General features: G+C 73.0%; 20 protein-coding genes. 14 read left to right on the top strand and 6 right to left on the bottom strand.

Annotated features, from left to right (window positions below; translation table 11 throughout):
- Window positions 1-6 precede the first annotated feature (6 nt).
- Window positions 7-885 (top strand): LysR family transcriptional regulator ArgP, encoded by an 879-nt coding sequence (locus tag BJY28_RS14745; protein ID WP_179463667.1) that lies wholly within the window; start codon window positions 7-9, stop codon window positions 883-885.
- Window positions 886-1,038: 153 nt separating this feature from the next.
- Here the strand turns inward: BJY28_RS14745 and BJY28_RS16495 are convergent, their stop codons facing one another.
- Together BJY28_RS16495 and BJY28_RS14735 are read right to left on the bottom strand one after the other, a co-directional pair.
- Complete coding sequence (locus tag BJY28_RS16495; protein ID WP_179463666.1) at window positions 1,039-1,590, bottom strand: isochorismatase family protein; 552 nt, start codon at window positions 1,588-1,590, stop codon at window positions 1,039-1,041.
- Window positions 1,587-3,137, bottom strand: coding sequence for a purine-cytosine permease family protein (locus tag BJY28_RS14735; protein WP_179463665.1), 1,551 nt, complete (start codon window positions 3,135-3,137; stop codon window positions 1,587-1,589). The genes BJY28_RS16495 and BJY28_RS14735 overlap by 4 nt, the downstream gene beginning before the upstream one ends.
- Before the next feature lie 80 nt (window positions 3,138-3,217).
- Between BJY28_RS14735 and BJY28_RS14730 the strand changes: the two genes are divergently transcribed.
- The gene (locus BJY28_RS14730) at window positions 3,218-3,853 is read left to right on the top strand and encodes an HD domain-containing protein (protein WP_179463664.1); all 636 of its coding nucleotides are present in this window, start codon (window positions 3,218-3,220) and stop codon (window positions 3,851-3,853) included.
- Window positions 3,854-4,032: 179 nt separating this feature from the next.
- Here BJY28_RS14730 and BJY28_RS14725 read toward each other — a convergent pair whose 3' ends face one another.
- The 4 genes from BJY28_RS14725 to BJY28_RS14710 form a co-directional block, all read right to left on the bottom strand.
- Window positions 4,033-4,305, bottom strand: a complete 273-nt coding sequence (locus BJY28_RS14725; RefSeq protein WP_179463663.1) for a DUF4031 domain-containing protein — start codon at window positions 4,303-4,305, stop codon at window positions 4,033-4,035.
- A 128-nt stretch (window positions 4,306-4,433) separates the two neighbouring features.
- Complete coding sequence (locus tag BJY28_RS14720) at window positions 4,434-5,234, bottom strand: amino acid ABC transporter ATP-binding protein (RefSeq protein WP_179463662.1); 801 nt, start codon at window positions 5,232-5,234, stop codon at window positions 4,434-4,436.
- Between the two features lie 25 nt (window positions 5,235-5,259).
- Entirely contained in the window at window positions 5,260-6,765 is a 1,506-nt protein-coding gene (locus BJY28_RS16965; protein ID WP_179463661.1) for an ABC transporter permease subunit, read from the bottom strand.
- 83 nt (window positions 6,766-6,848) lie between these two features.
- Entirely contained in the window at window positions 6,849-9,485 is a 2,637-nt protein-coding gene (locus tag BJY28_RS14710; protein ID WP_179463660.1) for a DEAD/DEAH box helicase, read from the bottom strand.
- 359 nt (window positions 9,486-9,844) lie between these two features.
- Between BJY28_RS14710 and BJY28_RS14705 the strand changes: the two genes are divergently transcribed.
- The 12 genes from BJY28_RS14705 (at window position 9,845) to BJY28_RS14650 (ending at window position 23,613) form a co-directional block, all read left to right on the top strand.
- Entirely contained in the window at window positions 9,845-10,780 is a 936-nt protein-coding gene (locus tag BJY28_RS14705; protein ID WP_179463659.1) for an amidase domain-containing protein, read from the top strand.
- The gene (locus BJY28_RS14700) at window positions 10,780-11,298 is read left to right on the top strand and encodes a hypothetical protein (RefSeq protein ID WP_179463658.1); all 519 of its coding nucleotides are present in this window, start codon (window positions 10,780-10,782) and stop codon (window positions 11,296-11,298) included. Before BJY28_RS14705 ends, BJY28_RS14700 begins: the two co-directional genes overlap by 1 nt.
- Before the next feature lie 218 nt (window positions 11,299-11,516).
- A complete protein-coding gene (locus tag BJY28_RS14695) occupies window positions 11,517-12,779 on the top strand; it encodes a uracil-xanthine permease family protein (protein ID WP_218913304.1) in 1,263 nt (420 codons plus the stop codon).
- 129 nt (window positions 12,780-12,908) lie between these two features.
- The gene (locus BJY28_RS14690; protein ID WP_179463656.1) at window positions 12,909-13,355 is read left to right on the top strand and encodes a hypothetical protein; all 447 of its coding nucleotides are present in this window, start codon (window positions 12,909-12,911) and stop codon (window positions 13,353-13,355) included.
- Complete coding sequence (locus BJY28_RS16960) at window positions 13,342-14,895, top strand: ATP-binding protein (RefSeq protein WP_218875391.1); 1,554 nt, start codon at window positions 13,342-13,344, stop codon at window positions 14,893-14,895. Before BJY28_RS14690 ends, BJY28_RS16960 begins: the two co-directional genes overlap by 14 nt.
- The gene (locus tag BJY28_RS14680) at window positions 14,892-15,581 is read left to right on the top strand and encodes a response regulator transcription factor (protein ID WP_179463655.1); all 690 of its coding nucleotides are present in this window, start codon (window positions 14,892-14,894) and stop codon (window positions 15,579-15,581) included. Before BJY28_RS16960 ends, BJY28_RS14680 begins: the two co-directional genes overlap by 4 nt.
- Before the next feature lie 161 nt (window positions 15,582-15,742).
- The gene (locus BJY28_RS14675) at window positions 15,743-16,984 is read left to right on the top strand and encodes a glycosyltransferase family protein (RefSeq protein WP_179463654.1); all 1,242 of its coding nucleotides are present in this window, start codon (window positions 15,743-15,745) and stop codon (window positions 16,982-16,984) included.
- 17 nt (window positions 16,985-17,001) lie between these two features.
- Entirely contained in the window at window positions 17,002-18,249 is a 1,248-nt protein-coding gene (locus BJY28_RS14670; RefSeq protein WP_179463653.1) for a glycosyltransferase, read from the top strand.
- 59 nt (window positions 18,250-18,308) lie between these two features.
- Window positions 18,309-19,451, top strand: a complete 1,143-nt coding sequence (locus tag BJY28_RS14665) for a glycosyltransferase family 4 protein (protein WP_218875389.1) — start codon at window positions 18,309-18,311, stop codon at window positions 19,449-19,451.
- The gene (locus BJY28_RS14660; RefSeq protein WP_179463651.1) at window positions 19,448-21,280 is read left to right on the top strand and encodes an ABC transporter ATP-binding protein; all 1,833 of its coding nucleotides are present in this window, start codon (window positions 19,448-19,450) and stop codon (window positions 21,278-21,280) included. The genes BJY28_RS14665 and BJY28_RS14660 overlap by 4 nt, the downstream gene beginning before the upstream one ends.
- Complete coding sequence (locus BJY28_RS14655) at window positions 21,267-22,562, top strand: phosphotransferase (RefSeq protein ID WP_179463650.1); 1,296 nt, start codon at window positions 21,267-21,269, stop codon at window positions 22,560-22,562. The genes BJY28_RS14660 and BJY28_RS14655 overlap by 14 nt, the downstream gene beginning before the upstream one ends.
- Window positions 22,552-23,613, top strand: a complete 1,062-nt coding sequence (locus tag BJY28_RS14650) for an aminoglycoside phosphotransferase family protein (protein WP_179463649.1) — start codon at window positions 22,552-22,554, stop codon at window positions 23,611-23,613. The genes BJY28_RS14655 and BJY28_RS14650 overlap by 11 nt, the downstream gene beginning before the upstream one ends.
- Window positions 23,614-23,629 lie beyond the last annotated feature (16 nt).

Raw genomic sequence — 23,629 nt, 5'->3', positions numbered from 1 at the left:
CGCTTCATGCAGCTCGAGCAGCTCCGCGCCCTCCTCGCCGTCGTCGACCACGGGACCTTCGACGCGGCCGCCCGCGCGCTGCTGGTCACCCCGTCCGCGATCAGCCAGCGGATCAAGGCGCTGGAGTCCTCGACCGGTCGGGTCCTCGTCGAGCGCACCGCGCCGTGCCGGCCCACCGACGCCGGCGAGGTGCTGGTGCGCACCGCCCGGCAGATGGTCCTGCTGGACGCCGAGGCCCGGGACGCCCTCGGCGAGGGAGACGACGGCGTCACCGACCTGCCGGTCGCGGTCAACGCCGACTCGCTGGCCACGTGGTTCGAGCCCTTGCTCGGCGTCGCCGCGACCTGGCAGGACACCCGACTGCAGCTCGAGGTGGAGGACGAGGAGTACAGCGCCGACCACCTTCGGCGCGGGCGGGTGGTCGGCGCCGTCTCGGCGGATCCCAGACCGGTCGCCGGCTGCGAGACGGTGCTGCTCGGCGCGATGCGCTACCTCCCGGTCGCCGCGCCCGTGCTGGCCGAGCGGTTCACCCGGGGCCGCTCCTACGACTGGGACCGGATGCCGCTGCTGCGCTACAACGTGAAGGACGAGATGCAGCACGGCGTGCTGCGGGCGATCGGCGCCGACGGGTCGCCGCCGGTCAGCCAGGTGCCCTCGTCCGAGGCCTTCGCCGCCGCGGTGCGCGCCGGGCTGGGGTGGGGGATGCTACCGGAGAGCCAGATCGGGGCGGATCTCGACGACGGCCGGCTGGTCCTGCTGCGGGCGCGGGCGCATCGCGACGTGCCGCTGTCCTGGCAGGTCTGGCGCCTGGACTCCCCGCGGATCACGCGGCTGACGGAGGCGGTGCTCGGCGCGGCGAAGGCGTTGCGGCCGACGCCGCGGTAGCCACGGCGGCGGCGAGCGGACCCGGCGCGACGGTCGGCCGACCAGGCGGCGAGGAGCGGACCCGGCGCGACGATCGGCCGCGGCACGATCGGGGCCTCAGACGCTCACCTTCGTCCCAGCCGCTGCGGTTGCAGGGTGAGCGGATGCAGCTGCCTAGGGGGTTGGGGACACGGCGGGGGAGGTGGCCAGGCGGATCTGCGGGTCGTAGAGGCTCATCACCTGCAGCGCGGCGGCGTGGTCGGTCTCGGTGGAGCCGGCGCAGGCGTCGGCGGCCACGAGCACCCGGGCCCCGGCGTCGGCCGCAGCCAGCGCGGTGGAGATGACGCAGCAGTCCGTGGAGACACCGGTGAGCACGAGCGTCGGCGTCGGTCCGACCACCGCAGCCATCTGCGGGCCCCACTTGCCGAAGGTGGGCCGGTCCAGGCTCGGGTGCGCCGAGAGACCGGACAGCGCCTCAACCACGGCGAAGGCGGGGTCGTCGGCCGGCCGGTCGGCGAAGGGCCATCGGGCGAAGTAGTCGACCCACGACCCCTCGCGCGGACCGTCGGGCAGCCACCGGGTGACCAGCGTGCGCTCCGGTCCGAACCGGGCCGCCAGCTCCCGCACCGGTTCGACGATGTCGGCGAACATCGGCGACCCCCACTCCGAGGCGGGGTCGGCGAAGATCCGCTGCGGGTCGACGACCACCAACCAGGTCTCGCTCACGCCTGCACCGGCTCCCGCTCGGCGTCGTCGACCATCCCGGCCTCCTGGCGCCGCACCGTCGGCCGTCGCGCGACCCAGCTGACGACGAAGCCGATCGCCAGCGCCGCGAGCACCCCGAGGTTGGCGTAGGACCAGTCGCCGGCCCACGAGTTGCCGGCGGGGTCCTCGACGAGCTCGGTGCCGAGGAAGGCCTTGAGCAGGTAGCCCTGCCAGTTGTTCCACTCCGAGTCCGGCATCCCGTTCGTCACCAGGCCCCAGCCGATCACCGTCGCGACGATCATCGTCACCACGGCGACGACGTCCACCGACCCGTACCGGCCGCGCGCGTCGAAGAGCGCCTGCTCGTCGTAGTCGCGGCGGCGCAGCGCGATGTCGGCCATCATGATCCCGGCCCAGGCGGCCAGCGGCACCCCGAGCGTGATGAGGAAGGACTGGAAGGGCCCGAGGAAGTCCTCGGCGAAGAAGACGACGTAGACCGCGCCCAGGGTGAGGATCACCCCGTCGATGCCGGCGGCTGCGGGGCGGGGCAGGCGCACGCCGAGGCTGAGCAGGGTCAGCCCGGAGGAGTAGATGCCCAGCACCGCCCCGGAGACCAGCGCCAGCACCGCGGCGGCGAGGTAGGGCAGCAGCAGCCAGGTCGGCAGCAGCGTGGCCAGCGCGCCGACCGGGTCGGCGGCGATGGCGTCGGACCAGGTCATCTCCCCGCCGGGGTAGGGCTGGTCGCCGATGGAGCCGACGAGCAGCAGACCGTAGAGCACGAGCACGGTCGGTGCGAGGGCGCCGCCGATGGTGTTCCACGCGACGATCGCCGCGCCCGAGGTGTCCCGCCGCTGGTAGCGCGACCAGTCGGCGGCGATGTTGATCCACCCCAGCCCGAAGCCGGTCATCACCATGACCAGCGCGCCGATGACCTGCTGGGTCGAGCCGCTCGGGACCTCCGCGACCGCCGCCATGTCGATCTGGTCCAGGGTCATCCCGATGTAGAGCACGGTGACGATCCCGGTGATCCACGTCAGGTACGACTGCAGCCGCATGATGACGTGGTATCCGGCCACCGAGGCCGCCACGATGAGCCCGGCGATGGCCACCATCGCGATGATCTGGACGGCCGTGCCGTCGCTCCAGCCGAGCTCGCGGAAGACCGTCGCCGTGGCCAGCACCGCCATGATCGCCAGGAAGGTCTCCCAGCCGATCGAGACCAGCCAGGAGACGACGCCGGGCAGCTTCTGCCCACGCACCCCGAAGGCGGCCCGGGAGAGGATCATCGTCGGCGCGGAGCCCCGCTTGCCGGCGATGGCGATGATGCCGCAGGCGACGAAGGAGAGCACGACCCCGACGACCGTGACCACCGCCGCCTGGGCGAAGGAGATCCCGAAGCCGAGGACGAAGGAGCCGTAGGAGATCCCGAAGACGGAGATGTTCGCGGCGAACCACGGCCAGAAGAGGTCGCTGGGCCGGGCGGTGCGCTCGGCCTCCTCGACGATCTCGATGCCGGTCGTCTCGACGCCGCGGCGCCGGACCTCCTCGAGGCTGGTGCTCTCGCTCATGCGGCGAGCGTCCCACAGCCGAGCACGCCTGCGCGGGAACCGCGGCGCCCCGACCAGCCCGCCGGTGCGACGATGACCACATGGACCCGCAGAGCCTGACGGACTCCGTCGCGGTGCTCGGAGGCGACCTCGACGGCGACCGGGCGGCAGCGCTGACCGGCCGGTGGGGCGAGCCGCACCGCGGCTATCACGACGAGCAGCACCTGGCCGAGATGCTCACGGCCATCGATGCGCTCGCTGCAGGGGCCGGCCTGGACGAGCGCGGCCTGGCGCTGGTGCGTCTGGCGGCCTGGTACCACGACGCGGTCTACGACCCGGCCGCTGCGGCCGGGGCGAACGAGGAGGCCAGCGCCCGGCTGGCCGAGGCCGACCTGGCCGCCGCGGCCCTGTCCGAGACCGACGTTGCCGTCGTGGCCGAGCTGGTGCGGGCGACCGCGGAGCACGCGCTGCCGGGGCCGAGCGGCGCCCACGCGGTGCTGCACGACGCCGACCTGTGGATCCTGTCCGCGCCGCCGACCCGCTACGCGGACTACACCGCGCAGGTGCGGCGGGAGTACGCCGCGGTGCCCGACCCCGACTTCGCCCGGGGACGGGCCGCGATCCTCGCGCCCTTCCTCGACCGGGACCGCCTCTACGCCACCCAGCAGGCCCACCGTGAGTGGACGGCCCGTGCCCGCGACAACCTCGCCGACGAGCTCGCGCGGCTCACCCGCTGAGGAGCACCGCCCGCAGCTGCCTGAGGAGGCGGGGGAGCGGACGGGTGATTTGCCCGGGCAGTTGCGGACCAGGGGTGATTTGCCCGGGCAGTTGCGGGCGCGGGGTGTGAATTGCCCGGGTAGTTGCGGACGTGGGGTGTGAATTGCCCGGGCAGTTGCGGAACAGGGGGAGGGGAGGGTCAGGGGCGGGCCCGGCGCTGGGCGGTCGTGACCCGCAGACCGGAGTCGCGCAGCCGGCGGATCAGCTCGCCGCCGCTCACCTCGACCGCCCCGGCCGCGACGACCTCGTCGTAGCGCTCCACCGGTACGTCGTAGTGGTCCTCGTCGAAGAGTCGCGGGGGGATCTCGAGCCGCCGTGCGAAGGTGTGCAGCTCAGCCAGCGAGCGGTCCGAGACGAGGTGGCTCCACACCCGGCCCCAGCCGGGCCAGGTCGGGGGATCGATGAGGATCACCGGATCATCCCCTCACGATCGAGCGGTCGGTCACCTCGAGGGTAGTCGCCCGACGAGGCGTCGCTGCGGGGCGAGCGTCGCCGCGGGCCGAGGTCACAGCCACCCGCAGTCTCACAGTCACCCGATCGTCACAGCGGGTCGAGGATGCGCCGCAGGAAGGCCTGGGTGCGCGGCTGCTGCGGCTCGAGGATGACCTGCTCGGGGGCGCCGCGCTCGACGACGACGCCACCGTCGATGAAGAGCACCTGGTCGGCGACCTCGCGGGCGAAGCGGATCTCGTGGGTGACGACGACCATCGTCCAGCGCTGCTCGGCGAGGTCGCGCATCACCGTCAGCACCTCGCCGACGGTCTCCGGGTCGAGCGCCGAGGTCGGCTCGTCGAAGAGCACCACCTCCGGCCGCAGCGCCAGGGCGCGGGCGATCCCGACGCGCTGCTGCTGGCCGCCGGAGAGCTGGTAGGGGTACTTGTCGGCGTGCTCGGCCAGCCCGACCTGCTCCAGCAGCGCCCGCGCCCGCTCCCGGGCCGATCCCTCGTCCTCGCCCTGGACGACCACCGGACCCTCGATGACGTTCTCGATGGTCGTGCGGTGGGCGAAGAGGTTGTGCGCCTGGAAGACGAAGCCGCTCTGCCGGCCCAGCGCGGTCAGCTGCTCGCGCTGGGCGCGCGGCAGCCTGCCGGAGCGGTTCGGGGTGAGCGAGCCGAAGTCCACGGTCACGTCGCTGACCGTGACGGTGCCGGAGTCGGGGACCTCCAGGCCGTTGAGCGAGCGCAGCAGCGTGGTCTTCCCGGACCCGGACGGGCCCAGGATGACGGTCACGGTGCCCTGCCCGACGTCGAAGGAGACGCCGGAGAGGACCTCGTGGTCGCCGAAGGACTTGCGCACGTCCTCGGCGCGGACGACGGGGCTGGTCGAGCTGCGGTCGGACATCGCGCTCCTGCGGTCGGGGGTGGGCTCAGGCCGCGACAAAGCGACCCAGCCTGGTCTCGGCACGGTCCTGGAGGAAGGAGAGCACCAGGCAGATGATCCAGTAGTAGACGGCCGCGAGGGTGAACATCGCCAGGTACTGGAAGGAGGGGGCGGCCGCAAACTTCGCCGTCTGCACGATCTCGACGACGAGGATGATCGAGGTCAGCGAGGTGTCCTTGACCAGCGAGATGAGCGTGTTCGACAGCGGCGGCACGGCGGTGCGCGCAGCCTGCGGCAGGATGATCCGGCGCAGTGCGGTGGTGCGGCTCATCCCGACCGTCTGGGCGGCCTCCCACTGCCCCTTGGGGATCGACTCGATGGCCGCCCGGAGCACCTCTGCGGCGTAGCCGCCGACGTTGAGCGAGAGGGCGATCACCGCCGCCGGGAAGGGGTCGATCTCCACGCCGAGCTGGGGCAGGGCGTAGAAGATGAGGTACAGCTGGATGAGCAGCGGCGTGCCCCGGATGATCGAGATGTAGCTGCGGGCGACGGCCCGTGGCAGCGCGGCCCGGGACATCCGGCCGATGGCCGCCACCAGGGCGATGACCAGCCCGAGCGCGAAGGAGATCGCGGTGAGCGGGATGGTTACCTTGATGGCGGCCAGGGCCATCGGGCCGGCGTTCTCCTTGACCAGGTCCCACCAGCTGGGGGCGACGTTCTCGGCGGAGAAGTACTCGTCGTAGATCGCGTCGATGGTGCCGTCCGCGCGCATCTCCTCCAGCGCGGTGTTGATCGCCGGCATGTAGCCGCTGTCCTTCTTCGCGGCGAAGACCGACTGGGAGACCTCGTCGGTCTCGTCGACCACCTTCACCCCCGGGTTCGGGGTGGTCGCGATGTAGTTGCGGACGGCCAGCTTGTCGTTGACGATCGCGTCGACCCGGCCCTCCTTGAGGCTGGACATCGCCTCGGTCATCCCGTCGACCCCGACGATCTCGGCGCCGTTCTCCTCGGCGAGCTCGGCCCAGCTGCTCGTGAGGTTCTCCGCCGCGCGCATCCCGTCGAGGTCCGCGAGCGCCTGGATGTCCTGCGGATTGTCCTCGGCGACGACCAGCACCCCGCCGGTCTCGACGTAGGGGTCGGAGAGGTCGTAGAGCTCGGCGCGCTCCTCGTTGTAGGTCACCTGGTTGGCGACGAGGTCGAAGCGGTCGGCCTCCAGCGCCGCGAACATCGAGTCCCACGGGGTGGCGACGTACTCCACCTCGACCCCGAGCCGCACGGCGAGAGCGTCCATCACCTCGATGTCGAAGCCGGTGAAGTCCTCGCCCTGCCGCATGGAGAAGGGGGCGTACACCCCTTCGGTGCCCACCCGGAGGGTGTCCGGCAGGTCCGCGCGCTCGGCCAGCTCGCGGGCGGAGGCGGACTCCTGCGCCGAGGCCGGGGCGGCCGTCCCGAGCAGCGGGACGAGCACCAGCGCGAGGGCGATCAGCAGGTGGGTGAGCCGGCGCAGCCGGCCAGGCGCGGCCGTCGGCCGCACGGTGTCAGGGGCGGGCATGGGTGCAGCGTAGGTGGGCCGGTCCCGCGCCGCAGCGCGGGGCCGGTCCGTGCCGGTCACCGACGGTCTCGGCCGCCCCGAGATCAGAGGCGGCGCATCGCGGTGGCCAAGACGACCGCCTCGCCGACCCGGTCGGAGGCCTCGAGGTCGACCTCCGCCTCGATGACCCAGTCCCGGTCGCCGGCCGGGTCGAGCAGGGTCTGGCGCACCCGCCACAGCCGCACGTCCGCCAGGTCACGACGCTCGTCGGCCCCCGGCGGCGGGCCGTGCGCCTCCTCGACGTGGAAGCAGGCCGGGCCGCGGGCGTCCCCGTCGGTGCCGATCTCGTCGTGCTCGTCCCAGTAGCCCGCCAGCGGGGCGTCCCAGTCGTCCGCGGTGAGCACCGGACGTCGCTCGTCGTGGGCGAGGTCGGCTGCGGCGGCCTCGAGCCGGGCCAGCCCGTCGACGTCGTCGCGGGCGGCCAGAGCGACCCGCTGCCAGAGCGCGCCGCGGACCATCGCGCGGAAGGCGGCGGTGCGCGCGGTGAGCGGCCGGGGCGTGGGCGCGCCGTCGTGGTGGCTCACCGCGGCGGCCACCTCGCCGCCGTCCTCGCGCCCGGCCTCGCCCTCGGCGAGCGCCTCCCACTCGTCGACCAGCGAGGAGTCGGTCTGCCGGACGGTCTCGCCCAGCCAGTCGGTGATCTCCTCCAGCGCGGGGGAGCGGTGCTCCTGGGGCACGGTGCGCTGCAGCGTGCGGTAGGCGTCGGAGAGGTAGCGCAGCACGAGCCCCTCGCGCGGAGCCAGGCCGTAGCGGCGGACCAGGTCGCCGAAGGACATCCCGTCCTCCCACATGTGCCGCACCACGGACTTGGGCACCAGCGCGTCCTCGGCCAGCCACGGGTGGCTCTGCCGGTACGTCTCGTAGGCCGCCTCCAGCAGCTCGGCCAGCGGCCGGGGCCAGGTGACCTCCTCGAGGCGCTCCATCCGCTCCTCGTACTCGATGCCCTCGGCCTTCATCTCGGCGATGGCCTCGCCGCGCGCGGCGTGCTGCTGGGCGAGCACGACCGGGTAGGGGGTCTCCAGCACCGACTCGACCACCGAGACCACGTCGAGGGCGTGCTCGGGGCTCTCCGGGTCGAGCAGGTCGAGCGCGGCCAGGGCGAAGTCGGCCAGCGGCTGGTTGAGAGCGAAGTCCTTGGGCAGGTCGAGGGTGAGGTCGACCCCGCGGCCGGTGGCCGGGTCCGGCGGGTCGCGGCGCACCAGCACCCCGGAGTCGAGCAGGCTGCGCCCGAGACGGATCGCTCGCCGGGCCAGGCGGGCCTGCGCCGCCGGCTCCTCGTGGTTGTCCCGGGTCAGCCGGGAGAGCCCGGCCACCGGGTCGCCGGGGCGGGCGACGACGTCGAGGATCATCGCGTTGGTGACGGTCATCCGGGAGCGCAGCGTCTCCGGGGTGCTCGTCGTCAGCTTGGTGAAGGTGTCCTCGGTCCACACGACGAAGCCGTCGGGCGCCTTCTTCCGCTGCACCTTGCGGCGCTTCTTCGGGTCCTCGCCCGCCTTCGCCAGGGCCCGCTCGTTGTCGATGACGTGCTCCGGGGCCTGCACGACGACGTACCCCTCGGTGTCGTAGCCGGCCCGGCCGGCGCGTCCGGCCACCTGCAGGAACTCGCGCACCCGCAGCACCCGGTGCCGCGAGCCGTCGAACTTCGTCAGCGCGGTGAAGAGCACGGTGCGGATCGGCACGTTGATCCCGACCCCGAGGGTGTCGGTGCCGCAGATGATCTTCAGCAGGCCCTCCTGGGCCAGCTGCTCGACGAGCCGGCGGTAGCGCGGCAGCATCCCGGCGTGGTGCACGGCGATGCCGCGGCGCAGCAGCGCCGAGAGGGTGCGCCCGAAGCCGGCGGCGAAGCGGAAGCTGCCGATCCGCGCGGCGATCGCCGTCTGCTCGTCCTTGGTCAGCAGCCGGGTGGTGCGCAGGCTCTGGGCGTGCTCGGTGGCCCCGGCCTGGGTCTGGTGCACGACGTAGATCGGGGCGCGGCGCCACTCCAGCAGCTCCTCGATGGTCTCCTGCAGCGGGGTGAGCACGTAGGAGAAGTGCAGCGGCACCGGGCGTTCGGCGTCGGCGACCCGGGTGACCTCGCGGCCGGAGCGGGCGGCGAGGTCCTCCTCGATGGCGGTGGTGTCGCCGAGCGTGGCCGACATGAGCAGCATCTGCGCCTGCGGCAGCTCCAGCAGCGGCACCTGCCAGGCCCAGCCGCGCTCCGGCTCGGCGTAGTAGTGGAACTCGTCCATGACGACGAGCCCGACGTCGGCGTCGCTCCCTTCGCGCAGCGCCGTGTTGGCCAGCACCTCGGCGGTGCACACGATGACCGGGGCGTCGGCGTTGACCGCCGCGTCGCCGGTGAGCATGCCGACGTTCTGCGCGCCGAAGGTGGCGCACAGGTCGAAGACCTTCTCCGAGACGAGGGCCTTGATCGGTGCGGTGTAGAAGGCGACCTCGTCCCGGGCCAGCGCGGCATGGATGGCGCCGGTGGCGACCAGCGACTTACCGGACCCGGTGGGGGTGGACAGCACGACGTGGTCGCCGCCGAGCAGCGCCAGCAGCGCTTCCTCCTGGTGCGGGTAGAGCGGGGTGCCGCGCTGCTCCGCCCAGCCGGCGAAGGTGTCCAAGAGGGCGTCCGGGTCGGCGTCGTCGGGCACCGGGAGCGGAGCGGGCGTGGGGGAGGCGGTGGTCGGCGAGGTCATGTCCGCTCCATGCTCTCAGGCCGATGCGCCGTCCGACCGCTCCGGTGCCGTCCCCCAGGCCTAAGAACTTCTGGTCAATGCGAACAACGCTGTGATCGTTTCGGTATGTGCATTTCTCCCGCTCAGGTTGCGAGAGAAGGCCGAGTGTCGTTTGCTGTCGATGACGTTCCGACGATGGGGAGAGATGATGATTGTTCGAATGGCTGCAGCGGCGTGTGTCGCGGGGATCAGCATTGGGGGGGGCGACCGCGTACTCACACGAGCCTGATGGAGGGACAGTTGACGACGCGGTTCGTCAGGTCCTGAGGAACTCGCAGGAGCGTGCAGACGTACTGGCGGGTGACGCGCCCGGTCGGACCATGGGGAGTCAGACGCGAGCCGCCTCCAGCGCCGAGCACACGCTTCGACGACGCCTTGGCGCGGAGGACCCGCTCTCGGCGGGGAACGAGACCCTGAACGTTGGCAAGGGATCTGTCAGCAGCGAGCTGATCTCGTCCGAGCGGATCGCCTCTGGCAGACTGAAGATCCAGGTTCGTGAGGTCGTCGACTACCCGTACCTGGACTCGTCGGGTGAGTCCATGGGTGAGGCTTATGTGCGCGAAGTTGTGCTGCAGCCCGAGGGCGATGGATGGCGGATCGAGAGCAACGAGGTTCCTGAGGGCAGTTGGCCGCTACTTGAGGGGGCAACAGCGTTCGAGGGCAGTCTGCAGCCAGGGTCGGAGTCCGTGAGCCCGGTGGGATCGGAGCCTGCTGATGCTGGCGTGGCGGAGAGCGCCGCGACGGCCTTGGGTTCCACACGAGAGGATGCGGCCAGCTATGCCCTCCGGTATGCATTGTCCTACAACGATCGCTATCGGAATTTCGGAAACGACTGCACGAACTTCATCTCGCAGGCACTACGTGCCGGAGGATTCAACAATCGCCACATGCTGCAGAACAAAACGTCGACGTGGAGCTGGTGGTATGACCATGAGTGGATCGACGAGTGGTCGCACTCATGGAGTGTCGCCAACTATCACTACAAGTTCCACCTCAACACCAAGCGCGGCAAGGTGAGCTGGACATCGTCGAGGGCCCTCGTACGGGGGGACCTCGTCTACGCGGATTGGCGCCGCGACGGGGTCAAGGACCATGTGTGGATGGTGACGGGCTACACACCGCGAGGTGATCGTCGAGTCTCGGGGCACACGGCAGATCGGCGCAACGTGAGCGTCGGGTGGCTGCAAGCGAAGGCGAAGGAGACCTACAGCAACCCCTCCTATCGCAACGTCCGGATGCAATGGGGAGAGTTCTAATGCGATCGCTGGCGTGCCTGTGCGCCGGTGCTCTGGCCATCGCCGGGTGCTCGGGCGATGGCCAGAGCACCGGCGACCCCACCACCACGAGCGCGAGCCCGACGTCGCACACGTCATCGGAGACCACGAACAGGGATCCCGTCGACTCGCCGGAGGTGGCGCGCCGCCTGGCGCAGGCAGTCGGTGACGGCGATGTGACCACGATCGCCGAGCTGGCGGGGGAACCCGTACCGCAGGCACAGGCGACCCGGCTGCGCGAGGTGGGCGCCGAGTGTGAGGACGTCCTGGACTCCCTCACGCTCGTTGGGTCTGGGGTATCAAACGAGGCTGGGCGAGCGGCCTTCAGGATGACCTGTGGTGAGAGTGACTACCGCGTCGGAACCACGCTGGATGCCTCCGAGACGCGGGGGGAGAGCTGGGAGGTGCTGCTGGAGTGGCTGCCGGGAGGGTCAGGGGCGACCGAGGTGACCAACGCCGGTCTGCCGGCGGACCTCCGCGACCTGCCACCATTGCCGTGACCTAACGGAGGTCTTGATCCCGGTCGCGGCAGACCGAGAGCACGACCGGCCGCCTCCGCGCCGGCACGATCTCCCGGGCTGCCCGGCGAGCGGTCCAGCTCGGCTCAGTAGGGTGGCCGCCCGTGAGCGCACCCCCGGAGAGCCCCCGCACCCCGCCGTCCGGTCCGCCGCCGGCCGACCAGCCCTCGTCGGACCGGCCGCTCGGCCTCGGCTGGCGGCTGCACGGCGACGGCCGCCACCTCGGCCCCGGCGAGGTGGTCCTGCCGGGCGAGCGGCTCTCCTGGCCGCGCACCATCGGGATCGGCGCCCAGCACGTCGTGGCGATGTTCGGCGCGACCTTCCTCGTCCCGCTGATCACCGGTCTGCCGCCGGCGACCACCCTCTTCTTCAGCGCCATCGGCACCGCCCTCTTCCTCGTCATCACCGCCGGCCGGGTGCCGAGCTACCTCGGCTCGTCCTTCGCCTTCATCGCCCCGATCACCGCGGCGAGCCAGAGCCACGACATGGCCACCGCGCTCGGCGGGGTGGTCATGGCCGGGCTGACCCTGGCCGCGCTCGGCGTGGCCGTCCAGGCCGCCGGCGACCGGTGGCTGCGGGCGCTCATGCCGCCGATGGTCACCGGCGCCATCGTCGCGCTCATCGGGCTCAACCTCGCCCCGGAGGCGAAGACCTGGTTCGTCAGCTCCCCGGTGACGGCGACCGCGACCCTCGTCGTCATCCTGCTCGTCTCGGTGGCGACGAGGGGGATGCTCAGCCGGCTGGCGATCCTCGTCGGCATCGTCGCCGGCTACGCCGTCGCCGGGCTGCGCGGCGAGCTCGACTTCACGAAGATGCAGGAGGCGGACTGGATCGGCCTGCCCGAGCTCACCGCCCCCTCCTTCGACCTCGCCGTGGCCGGCCTCTTCGTCCCGGTGGTGCTCGTGCTCGTCGCCGAGAACGTCGGGCACGTCCGCTCGGTGGCCGCGATGACCGGCGAGGACCTCGACCCGGTGATGGGCCGGGCGCTCATCGCCGACGGCCTGGCGACCACCCTGGCCGGCTCCGGCGGCGGCTCGGGCACGACCACCTACGCCGAGAACATCGGGGTCATGGCGGCCACCCGGGTCTACTCCACCGCCGCCTACTGGGTGGCCGCGGTGGTCGCCCTGCTGCTGTCCCTCAGCCCGAAGTTCGGCGAGCTCGTCGCGACCGTGCCGGACGGCGTGCTCGGCGGCGCCGGCACCGCGCTCTACGGGATGATCGGCCTGCTCGGGGTGAAGATCTGGGTGGAGAACAAGGTCGACTTCGGCAACCCGATCAACCTCATGACCGGGGCCGTCGCGCTCGTCATCGGCATCGCCGACTTCACCTGGACGGTCGGGGACCTCACTTTCGCCGGCATCGCGCTGGGCTCCGCGGTCGCCCTCGTCGGCTTCCACCTCATGCGCGGGATCAACTCGCTCACCGGCGCGGTGCCCGACCCGCTGACCCCACGTGACTGATCCCACGCAGCTGATCCATCCGCGGATGAGGATCCCTTCATCCGGGGCTCACCGCCCGGTCATCGCTCGCGCCTAGCGTCGTGCGGCACAGGCCGCGACCACCGGGGCCGGGACGACAGGAGACGAGGCGTGCGCTGGTTCACCCGACGCCGCGAGGTGGCGCTGCTGCTCGCCCTGCTCCTCGTGCCCGTCCTCGCTGTCGGGGCGACCGCGCTGGCCGGCGAGGACCGCCCGAGCGTCGAGGACACCGTCGTCCCGCTGCAGCAGCCCGCGAGCACCACGTCGACACCCACGAGCGGCACCGGCTCCAGCACCTCCGGCAGCGGGTCGAGCAGCACCAGCAGCACCTCGACCAGCGCGTCGTCGACCACGACTCCCTCGGCGACCACGCCCTCGGCGACGTCGACCCCGCGCAGCACGAGCACGCCGCGCCCGACGAGCAGCACCCGTCGCTCCTGGACCCAGCGAACCGTCACGCCGCCGCCCTCCACCTTCTACGGTGATGACGACGACGGCCCCGACGACGATGATGACGGGGAGGACGACGACGAGGACGACGACGGTGACGACGACTGACCAGGGGCACGGGCCGGCCACCGGCCGACGTCCCCGCCTGGCCCGCGGCACCATCGTCGGCTGGGTCCTCGTCATCCTCGCCGCGACCCTGGCCAGCATCCTGCTCGTGGCGAACGGGGTGCTGCGCGCCGACGTCGCCGCCGAGGCCAACGGCGACGTCACCCAGGAGATCGAGGAGTTCCGCACCTTCGCCGCCGAGGGCCAGGACCCGGAGACCGGGCAGCCCTTCACCTCCACCGAGCGGATGCTGCAGGTCTTCCTTGACCGGCAGCGCGCCGGGACCGGCGAGCTGATCATGGGATACGTCGGCCGCGACGGGCAGGTGCTCGAGGTGCGCGGCCCCGAGGTGCCTGCCCCCGGCGAGTACGACCTGGCCGCGGACCAGGCCTTCCTCGACGAGGTGGCCGACGCCTCCTCCGGGACGAGGGACACCCCCGCCGGCGAGATCCGCTGGGGCCGCGCGGTGGTCGAGGCCGACGGCCCCGACGGGGTGCTCGTCGTCGCCGTCTTCACCGCCGACGCCCAGGCCGGGGTGACCTCCACGCTGCAGCTGCTCACGCTGCTCTCGCTCGGCGGGATGGTGCTCGCCGGGGTCGTCTCCTGGGTGGCGGCCGGGCGGATCCTGCGCCCGGTCCACCTGGTGCACCTGGCCGCGGCCGAGATCACCGAGAAGGACCTGACCCGACGGATCGACGTCAGCAGCGACGACGACGTCTCCGGGCTGGCGGTCACCTTCAACCGCATGCTCGACCGGCTCGAGGAGGCCTTCGCCGCGGAGCAGCGCTTCGTCGACGACGCCGGGCACGAGCTGCGCACCCCGATCACGATCATCCGCGGCCACCTCGAGCTCATCGACGACGACCCCCGCTCCCGGGAGGCCACCCTGCGGATCGTCACCGAGGAGCTGGACCGGATGAGCCGGATCGTCACCGACCTGCTGTCCCTGGCGAAGGCGGACCGTCCCGACTTCCTCCGGGTCCGCGACGGCGTCGACCTGGCCGAGCTCACCCTGGCCATCGACGCGAAGATGAGCGCCCTGGCGCCGCGCCGCTGGCTCATCGCGCACGTCGCCGAGGGCAGCGCCCGGCTGGACACCGAACGGGTCACCCAGGCGGTGCTGCAGCTGGCGCAGAACGCGGTCCAGCACACCGGGGAGGGCGACGCGATCACGCTCTCGTCGCTGCTCGAGCACGACCCCGCGCTGGGCCCGGTGGCGCGGATCGCGGTCGCCGACACCGGTCCCGGCGTGCCGGTCGCCGACCGGGAGCGGATCTTCGAGCGCTTCTCGCACGGCGACCCGCCGGACGGCCGCCGGCACGCCGGCGCCGGGCTGGGGCTGGCCATCGTCCGGGCCATCGCCGAGGCCCACGGCGGCCGGGTGGAGGTCGGCGGGGCGCCGGGCGAGGGCGCCACCTTCGCCCTGGTGCTGCCGCTGGGGGAGCGGACCTCCGACGGGACGGGCGGGACGGACCGGGCGGACGACGTGCCGGACGCACGCAGCGACGGGGTCGCGTCGCTGCTGGAGGAGGAGAGGGTATGAGCAGCATCCTCGTCGCCGAGGACCACGTCGAGATCGCCTCCTTCGTCGAGAAGGGGCTGCGCTCGGCCGGCTACCGCACCACCATCACCGAGGACGGGCGCCAGGCCTGGGCGCTGGCCGCCACCGGCGCCTTCGACCTCGTCGTCCTCGACGTGGGGCTGCCCGGGATGGACGGCTTCGAGGTGCTGCGGCGGCTGCGCGAGGACGGGCACGCGCTGCCGGTGATCATGCTCACCGCGCGGGACGGGGTGCACGACACCGTGGCCGGGCTGGACGGCGGCGCCAACGATTACATGACCAAGCCCTTCCAGTTCGCCGAGCTGCTCGCCCGGGTCCGGCTGCGGCTGCGCGAGGGGGAGGCCGCCGCCGCACCGACCGGCGACGCCGGCACCGTCGTCGCCGGTGACCTCACCCTCGACCTGCGCCGGCACGTGGTCACCGTGGGCGGGCGGACCCACGACCTCACCGCCCGCGAGTTCGCCCTGCTGGACACCTTCGTCGCCCACCGCGACCAGGTGCTCTCCCGGGAGCAGATCCTCGGCATGGTCTGGGACATGGACTTCGACCCCGGCTCGAACGTCGTCGACGTCTTCGTCCGGGCGCTGCGCGGCAAGATCGGCGCCGAGCGCATCCTCACCGTCCGCGGGGTCGGCTACCGCTTCCGCCCGGTGGAACCACCCGGCTGAGCCGGAACCCCGCCCTGGCGGCCGCTGCGCGGTCGGGAGGTCTCGTGCTGGGTAGCCGGCACGCGACCTGCGGCCAGACCTGGACCGGGCGCGTCGCCTCCATGAGTGTTTGCTCATCCGAGCGTCACCGCCTGCTCATCGTGGCCGTCCACGCTGAGTACATGCAGCGGACATCTCGGCGACGCATCGCCTTCTACTCCCACGACACGCAGGGCCTCGGGCACATCCGACGCAACATCGCGCTCGCGGCCGCCCTGGTCGCGGACGAGCCGTCCACCGATGTGCTCCTGATCACCGGGGCGCCCCAGGCCACCGCGCTGCCGCTCCCGCCCCACACGGAGGTGGTCACGGTGCCGACCGTGACCAAGGGCGCGGACGGGGGCTACGCGGCCGGCACCTTCGAGATGCCCCTGGCACGCCTGCTCGAGCTCCGCAGCGGCATCATCGCCTCCGCGCTGATCTCCTACCGGCCGGACCTCGTCATCGTCGACAAGGTGCCCCGAGGCCTCGACGGTGAGCTGGTGCCGGCCCTGGAGGCGCTGGTGGACGTGTCCGGTCACACCACGGGTCGCCGGCCGAGGGTGGTGCTCGGTCTGCGGGACATCCTCGACGACCCCATCACCACCCGCCAGGAGTGGCGTGAGCAGGGCAGCACCGAGGCCGTCGACACGTACTACGACGAGATCTGGGTCTACGGCGACCGGGCGGTCCTCGACGTCGCCACGGAGTACCGGCTGCCCGCGCGGGTGGCGGCGAAGATGCGCTACACCGGCTACCTCGCCGACGGACGTGACGAAGCCCGGCTCGACGAGGGCGACGGAGCCAGCGCAGAGCCGGTACCGCACCCTTTCGTCCTGTGCCTCGTCGGCGGGGGCCAGGACGGGTACCCGACCGCTGATGCCTTCGCCCGGTCGAGCTACCCCGACGGGCACACCGGTGTCCTCATCACCGGGCCCTACATGGCGGAGCGGGAGCGGGCGGCGCTGGCACGGGTGGCCGAGGCGCGCGAGGACCTCGTGGTCCGCGAGCTCGTCACCGACACGCACGTCCTGCTGCGGGACACGGCGGCGGTGGTGACGATGGGTGGCTACAACAGCGTGTGCGAGGCCCTGGCCAGCCGCCGGCCGACCCTCGTCGTCCCGCGGATCCGCCCCAGGGTCGAGCAGCTCGTCCGTGCTGACCGTCTCAGCCGGCTCGGCCTGGTCGACGCGATGGCCCCGCAGGCTCTCGATCCGACCGCCGTGACCGCCTGGCTCGCTGATGCGGTCACGGCGGGCAGCTCGCAGGGAGCACGGGTCGAGGTCGCCCTGGACGGCCTGGCTCGGGTCCCCGGCGTCGCCAGGCGGGCGCTGTCAACCCGCCTCGCGCCCACCCGGCCCCGCCGCGAGGAGATGGCGAGCTGATGAGCACCGCGAGTCCCATGAGCGCCACCAGCGCGCCGCCCGCAGGCCTGCGGGTCGGATACGTGCTGAAGATGTACCCCCGCTTCTCGGAGACCTTCATCGTTCACGAGATCCTCCACCAGGAGGCTCTGGGGACCGAGGTGGAGATCTTCTCGCTGCGGCTGCCCGTCGACGGGCGCTTCCACGAGGCGCTGGCCGATGTGCGAGCCCCCGTCACCTACCTTGCGCGGGAGCACAAGGTGGCCCCGTTCTGGGACGAGCTCGCGACCGCCGCGGCGCTGGTGCCCGAGGTCTGCGAGCACCTCGATGAGCTCCTGGCGTCGCCGCCGGACGAGGCGCTGGCGGCCGTCCAGGTCGCGGCCGCCGTGCGCCGCAACGGGCTGCAGCACCTGCATGCCCACTTCGGCTCGGTCGCCACCGCGGTCGCCCGGCTGGCAGCGCGACTGACCGGCATCGGCTACAGCTTCACCGCCCACGCCAAGGACATCTTCCACGAGGACGTCGACCGGTCGGCGCTGTCCGACAGGCTGCGGGACGCCAGCGCGGTCGTCACCGTGAGCGACTACAACCTCGACCACCTGCGCGACGAGCACGGCACGGCGGCCGATCGGGTGGTCCGGCTCTACAACAGCGTCGACCTCGAGCGGTTCCCCTACCAGCCGAAGGGGGAGCGCGCCGCGACCCCACGGCTGGCGGCCGTGGGCCGTCTGGTCGAGAAGAAGGGCTTCGCCGACCTGCTCCGGGCGACCTCCCTGCTCACCGAGGCCGGTCGGGAGGTCCACGTGGATCTCGTCGGTGCGGGACCCGAGGAGGCCCGGCTGCGCCGGCTCGTGGGTGAGCTGGGCCTCACCGCGCAGGTGACCCTGCACGGCGCGCTGCCACAGTCCCGGGTGCACGAGGTCGTCGCTGCCGCAGAGGTGCTCGTCGCCCCGTGCATCGTCGGGGCAGACGGCAACAGGGACGGGTTGCCCACCGTGCTGCTCGAGGGGCTGGCCCTCGGGACGCCCACCGTCGCCACCCCGGTCACCGGGATCCCAGAGCTGGTCCGGCACGGCGAGACCGGGCTGCTCGTGCCAGAGTCCTCCCCGGCCGAGCTCGCTGCGGCTGTCCTCCGGATCCTCGACGACCGCGAGGGAGCGGCCAGGCGCGCCTTCGCCGCCCGACGGCTGCTCGAGGCAGAGTTCGACATCCGGCAGCACGCCCGCGAGCTCCACGAGATCTTCCGCGCGGCGGTCGATGAGCCGGCCCGGGACGTGGCGTCATGAGGGTGGCCTACGTCTGCACGGATCCCGGCGTACCGGTGCACGGACGCAAGGGTGCCTCCGTGCACGTGCAGGCGGTCGTGCGGGAGCTCCGTCGCCGTGGCGCCGAGGTTCACCTCGTCGCCGCCCGGGTCGGGGGTCCGGTGCCAGCGGGTCTCGCCGGCGTCCAGGTGCACCCGCTGCCTCGGGTGTCCGGTCCTCCGGGGGCGGAGCGCGAGCGGTCCGCCCAGGAGTCGGCCGAGGCTGCCGGCGAGGTGCTCGCCGCGATCCATGCCGAGGCGCCTCTCGATCTCGTGTACGAGCGGTACGCGCTGTGGTCGGCCGACGCGCTGGCGTGGGCAGCCGGTGAGCACGTCCCGGCCGTGCTGGAGGTCAACGCGCCGCTCATCGACGAGCAGGCGGAGCACCGGGTGCTCGTCGACCGCGACCGGGCGGAAGAGGTCGTCGCGCGGGCTGCCGCGCACGCCGCCTCCGTCGTCTGCGTCTCCGGGCCGGTCGAGGCCTGGGTCCGGGACCGGCTCCCGGACCCAGGCTCGACCGCGACGCGGGTGCACGTCGTCCCCAACGGGGTGGACACCACCACGGTGCGTCCGCCGGTCGGCGGCCGGAACCGTCCGGCCGGGCAGCCGCTCACCATCGGGTTCGTCGGGACCCTCAAGCCCTGGCACGGCGTGGCCACCCTGCTCGACGCCGTGGCCCGGCTCGACCGGCCGGACGGCACGCAGGTGCGGATCGTCGGTGACGGTCCCCAGGCCGACGCGCTGGCCCGGCTGGCGTCCGAGCTCGGCATCTCCGACCGGGTCGACCTCGTCGGCGCGGTCGACCCGTCCCGGATGCCCGCCGAGCTGGCCCGGATGGATCTCGCGGTCGCGCCCTACCCGGACCTCCCCGACTTCTACTTCTCCCCCCTGAAGATCTACGAGTACCTGGCGGCCGGGCTGCCGGTGCTGGCCAGCCGGGTGGGCCCGGTCCCGCAGCTCCTCGACCACGGAGCGACCGGGGTGCTCGTGCGCCCGGACGACCCGGCCGGCCTCGCCGACGCGCTGGCTGCGCTGCGCGACGACCCGGCCCGGCGGCAGGCTCTCGGCCGACGGGCTCGCCAGGTAGCGCGCGAGCGCCACGACTGGTCCACCGTCCTCGACACCATCGTGGCGACCCTGCCCCGGTCGGTCGGGGACGCGCTGGGCGGACGGCAGGTCGCATGAGCGCGGCCGCGACCCCGGCCCGGCGTCCCAGGCCGCGCACCCTGCGACAGGCGCTGCCCGGCCTGCGCCGGCTGCTGCCGCACGTGAGACCGCACCTGCACCAGCAGCGGCTGCTGGTGGCCGGTGGCGGAGCCGCCATGGCGATCGAGGTCGCCATGCGGCTGCTCGAGCCGTGGCCGATGAAGTTCGTCATCGACGGGGTCGTCGGACGGCTGGGCGCCGACATCGCCGTCGAGGATCCGACGAACCTGCAGCAGGTGCTGGTGCTCTCCTGCCTCGGACTGCTCGCCGTCGTCCTGCTGCGCGCCGTCGCCAGCTATCTCATGACGATCTGCTTCGCCCTGGCCGGCAACAGACTGCTCACCGCGGTCCGGGCGGACGCCTTCGCCCACCTGCAGCGGCTCTCGCTGTCCTTCCACGACCGGGCGCGCACCGGAGATCTCGTGCAGCGGCTGACCGCCGACGTCGGCCGGCTCAAGGAGGTCACGGTCACGGCCGCGCTGCCGCTCGCCGGCAACGTCGTCACGCTCGTGGCCATGGTCGTCGTCGTGCTCGTCCTGGACTGGCGGCTCGCCCTGTGCATGCTGGCCGTCTTCCCGGTCTTCCTGCTGACCGGGCGCCGCGCCAGCGCCCGCATCCACGAGGTGTCCAAGACCCAGCGCCGGGCCGAAGGACACCTGGCGACGCTGGCCACCGAGACGCTCGGGTCCATGAAGGTCGTCCAGGCGTACACGCTCGAGGGGCAGATGCAGGACCGCTTCGCGAGCAACAACCTCAAGACCCTCAAGGACGGGGTGAAGGCGAAGCGGCTCGCGGCCGGGCTGGAGCGCAGCACCGACGTCCTCGTCGGCGTGGCGACCGCACTGGTCCTCTTCGTCGGTGCTCACCGGGTGCTCGCCGGCGCCCTCACCCCGGGAGAGCTGGTCGTCTTCATCACCTATCTCAAGGCTGCCTTCAAACCGCTCCGGGACCTGGCCAAGTACACGGGGCGCATCTCTCAGGCGGCCGCCTCCGCCGAGCGGGTGGTCGACCTGCTCGAGGAGGAGCCGGAGGTGCTGGACCCCGCTCGTGCCAGGAGCGGCCGACGGCTGCGGGGGCTCGTCGAGCTCGACGGCGTGCACCTCGGCTACGAGACGGGACATCCGGTGCTGCGCGGTGTCGATCTGCGCCTGCTGCCGGGCGAGCGGGTCGCCCTGGTGGGCCCCTCCGGCGCCGGCAAGTCCACCGTCGCCGGGCTCGTGCTGCGGATGCGCGACCCGGACCTCGGCGCGGTGCGGATCGACGGCTGGGATCTCCGTGACCTTACGGTCCAGGACGTCCGCGCCCAGGTCGCGGTGGTGCTCCAGGAGAGCCTGCTCTTCGCGACGAGCGTACGGGAGAACATCGCCATGGGAGCCGTCGGCGGACCGGACGAGGTCACCGAGGAGCAGGTCGTGGCGGCCGCCCAGGTGGCCGGCGCCCACGAGTTCATCCGCGACCTGCCTCAGGGGTACGACACGATCGTCAGCGAGCGCGGCGAGACCCTCTCGGGCGGGCAGCGTCAGCGCGTCGCGATCGCTCGGGCGGTCCTCCGGGACGCGCCGGTCGTCATCCTCGACGAGGCCACCACCGGTCTCGACGAGGAGACCGAGGCCGAGGTCACCAGCGCCCTCGACCGGCTCACCGCGGGCCGGACCACCCTGGTCATCACTCATGACCTCGCGGCCGCTCGCTCGGCCGACCGGCTGGTGTGGCTGGAGGCGGGACGGGTCGCCGACGCCGGGACCCCGGACGAGGTGCTGGTCCGGCGCGCCGACGACATCGAGGGAGCCCTCGATGTCACCCGCTGATCGTGGTCCTGCGGCGGACGAGGCGGTCCGGCGCATGGTCGCCGCCGACGAGCAGCTGCCGTCGCTCAGGCTGGTCCTCGACGACGCGGCGCTGGCGCAGCGAGTCGGGATGCCCGCCCGCCGGACCTACCTGCGCTACAAGCCGGGGACGAGCGTCGTCGCCGCCGTGGCCCTCGGAGGGCGCGCGACGATCGTCTACGGCTGGGGCGGCGCCGCCCCGCAGAAGCGGGCGAAGACCCTCCGGAGGGTCCACCCGGGGGATGTGCTGCTCGACGACCCGGCTCTCGGCCTGCTCGTCGTCGATGCCATGGCCGACCGGCATCTCCCGACCCTGCGCCGGGTGCGACGACCGGACTGGCTGGAGCAGGTCGCCACCGCGGCGCTCGGTCCGCAGGCCAGGCCCCTCGGGCTGCCGCGGACGCTCGCGCACAAGCCCGGACGCCGCTGGGTGGGGTCCCTCGAGACCGTCGGCGACGACCCGCTGGTGCTGCGCGCCTACACCAAGGGCTCGGTCCGGCCGGCGCTGGCCGCGCACCAGCGGGCGCATCGTGCGGCCGGAGCCCGGGTGAGACTGCCACGGGTACGGCACGCCGACCTCGGTCGCGGGCTGCTGGTCCTCGACCATCTGCCTGGTCAGGTGATCCCGGCGCACGCCAGCGACCGGCAGCTCACGCTGATCGGCCGTGCGGCCTCGCTGCTGCACGACCCGGGACCCTCCCGCCTGGTCGCCGGGACCGCTCGAGCGCCCGAGCCGGCGACCCTGCCCGGACCTCTGCTGCCGGAGATCACCGAGCTGGCTCGCCGCACCGCCTCGCTCGCTCGGGAGGGCGTGTCCCCGGCGCCGTCGTGCCTGATCCACGGAGACCTCTCACGCGACCAGGTGATCGGCGGCGAGCCGCCCACGGTCATCGACCTGGACCGGTCCCGCTGGGGTGTCCCGAGCGAGGACCTGGCGTCCGTGCTGGCCGTCGAGGTCGTGGAGGCCCTCGCCGCGGCCGACCCGACCGCGCCGGCGACAGAGGCCCGCACGGCCCCACCTCTCACCGAGGTCGGTCTGGAGGTGCTGCGCCGATCGACCCCGCCGCTCCTCGACGGGTACGGGAGCCAGCCCCAGGACCTGCAGCCGTACCTGGCCCTCGCGCTGCTCGCCCGGGCCGCGGAGCCCTTCCGCCAGGCGCACCCGCGGTGGCCGGCCGTGATGACGGCGATCGTCGAGACGGCAGCCGTCGTCGTCGGTGCTCCCGGGTCCGGCTCCGCCGGGGGTGACTCACGTGCTCGCTGAGGTGGGGCGCGAGCTCGCGGCGTCCGGGCTGGAGCTGTGCCGGGCGCAGCCGCGAGGGGACGTGCTGCACGTCGAGGCGCGTGACACCTCCGGGCAGCTGCGTCGTGGCCAGTGGGTGCCTGACCCTGACCAGGCCGAGGCGATCGCCCGGGAGACCGCGCAGGTGGCTCCCGGCCTGGTCACGCGGTGCGGTCCCCACCTCCTGGTCCAGGACGCCGGTGCCGACCGACGACTGACCCGGCTGGCGCCGCTGGTGGCCGGCGGCGCCACCCTCGTCGCCCACCGGCCGGAGCGCCGGGCCGTCGTGCACGACGACGAGGGCTACCTCAAGCTCGTCCGGAGGCGGCGTCTGCCAGACCTGGTGGACCGCACCTCCCGGGTGGCGCAGGTGCCGGGTCTGCGGGCCCCCCGGGTCACCGCGATCGACCCGCACCAGGGCCTGCTGAGGCTCGCGACCGTGCCCGGGACACCGGTGCACCAGCTGCTGCCCGATCTCGGCGAGGCATCCGCTGGCGCGGTCGGGGCGACCGTCCGGACGCTGCACGAGGCGCCGCGGGAGCTGGTCACGGACCTCCCGCGGCACGACCTGGCGGCCGAGACGGCGGCCACCCGAGCGGTCGTGGAGCAGGCCAGGAGGCACGGTGCGATCACCGCCGTGCTGGCCGCCGACCTCCGTCGCCGCACGGACCGGGCCGCGACGGCGATCGACGCCGCCGGCCCGCCCGGGCTCGGGCTGGTGCACCGCGACCTGCACGACAAGCAGCTCCTCGTCGATGCGTCCGGCGAGGTGGGGGTGCTCGACGCCGACCTGCTGGCCCGAGGCGATCCCGCGCTCGACCTGGGCAACCTCGGTGCTCACCTCTGCCTGCGGGCTGCGCAGGGGAGCCTCTCGGCGGACAGGGCGGCCCGGCTGCGGTCCTCGATGATGCTCGGCTACGCCCCGGAGCGGCGGTTGCGAGAGGCGGCGGACGGCTACGCGGCGCTGGCGGAGGTCCGGCTGCGCGCTCTGTACGCCTTCCGACCGGCCGACTCTCCGGCGGCCTGGCACTGACGGACGCGGGTGTCGT

The organism is Janibacter alkaliphilus (assembly GCF_013408565.1).
Classification (GTDB): Bacteria; Actinomycetota; Actinomycetes; order Actinomycetales; family Dermatophilaceae; genus Janibacter; species Janibacter alkaliphilus.
The sequence above is the reverse complement of the archived record's forward strand: the minus strand, read 5'-3'. Positions and strand labels throughout refer to the sequence as shown.

Coding starts and splice junctions, on each gene's coding strand:
- BJY28_RS14670 (WP_179463653.1), top strand. CDS start 17,002: ATGAGCGCCACCAGCGCGCCGCCCGCAGGCCTGCGGGTCGGATACGTG.
- BJY28_RS14680 (WP_179463655.1), top strand. CDS start 14,892: ATGAGCAGCATCCTCGTCGCCGAGGACCACGTCGAGATCGCCTCCTTC.
- BJY28_RS14705 (WP_179463659.1), top strand. CDS start 9,845: ATGGGGAGTCAGACGCGAGCCGCCTCCAGCGCCGAGCACACGCTTCGA.
- BJY28_RS14710 (WP_179463660.1), bottom strand. CDS start 9,485: ATGACCTCGCCGACCACCGCCTCCCCCACGCCCGCTCCGCTCCCGGTG.
- BJY28_RS16965 (WP_179463661.1), bottom strand. CDS start 6,765: ATGCCCGCCCCTGACACCGTGCGGCCGACGGCCGCGCCTGGCCGGCTG.
- BJY28_RS14720 (WP_179463662.1), bottom strand. CDS start 5,234: ATGTCCGACCGCAGCTCGACCAGCCCCGTCGTCCGCGCCGAGGACGTG.
- BJY28_RS14745 (WP_179463667.1), top strand. CDS start 7: ATGCAGCTCGAGCAGCTCCGCGCCCTCCTCGCCGTCGTCGACCACGGG.
- BJY28_RS14655 (WP_179463650.1), top strand. CDS start 21,267: ATGTCACCCGCTGATCGTGGTCCTGCGGCGGACGAGGCGGTCCGGCGC.
- BJY28_RS14700 (WP_179463658.1), top strand. CDS start 10,780: ATGCGATCGCTGGCGTGCCTGTGCGCCGGTGCTCTGGCCATCGCCGGG.
- BJY28_RS14730 (WP_179463664.1), top strand. CDS start 3,218: ATGGACCCGCAGAGCCTGACGGACTCCGTCGCGGTGCTCGGAGGCGAC.
- BJY28_RS14735 (WP_179463665.1), bottom strand. CDS start 3,137: ATGAGCGAGAGCACCAGCCTCGAGGAGGTCCGGCGCCGCGGCGTCGAG.
- BJY28_RS14675 (WP_179463654.1), top strand. CDS start 15,743: ATGCAGCGGACATCTCGGCGACGCATCGCCTTCTACTCCCACGACACG.
- BJY28_RS14660 (WP_179463651.1), top strand. CDS start 19,448: ATGAGCGCGGCCGCGACCCCGGCCCGGCGTCCCAGGCCGCGCACCCTG.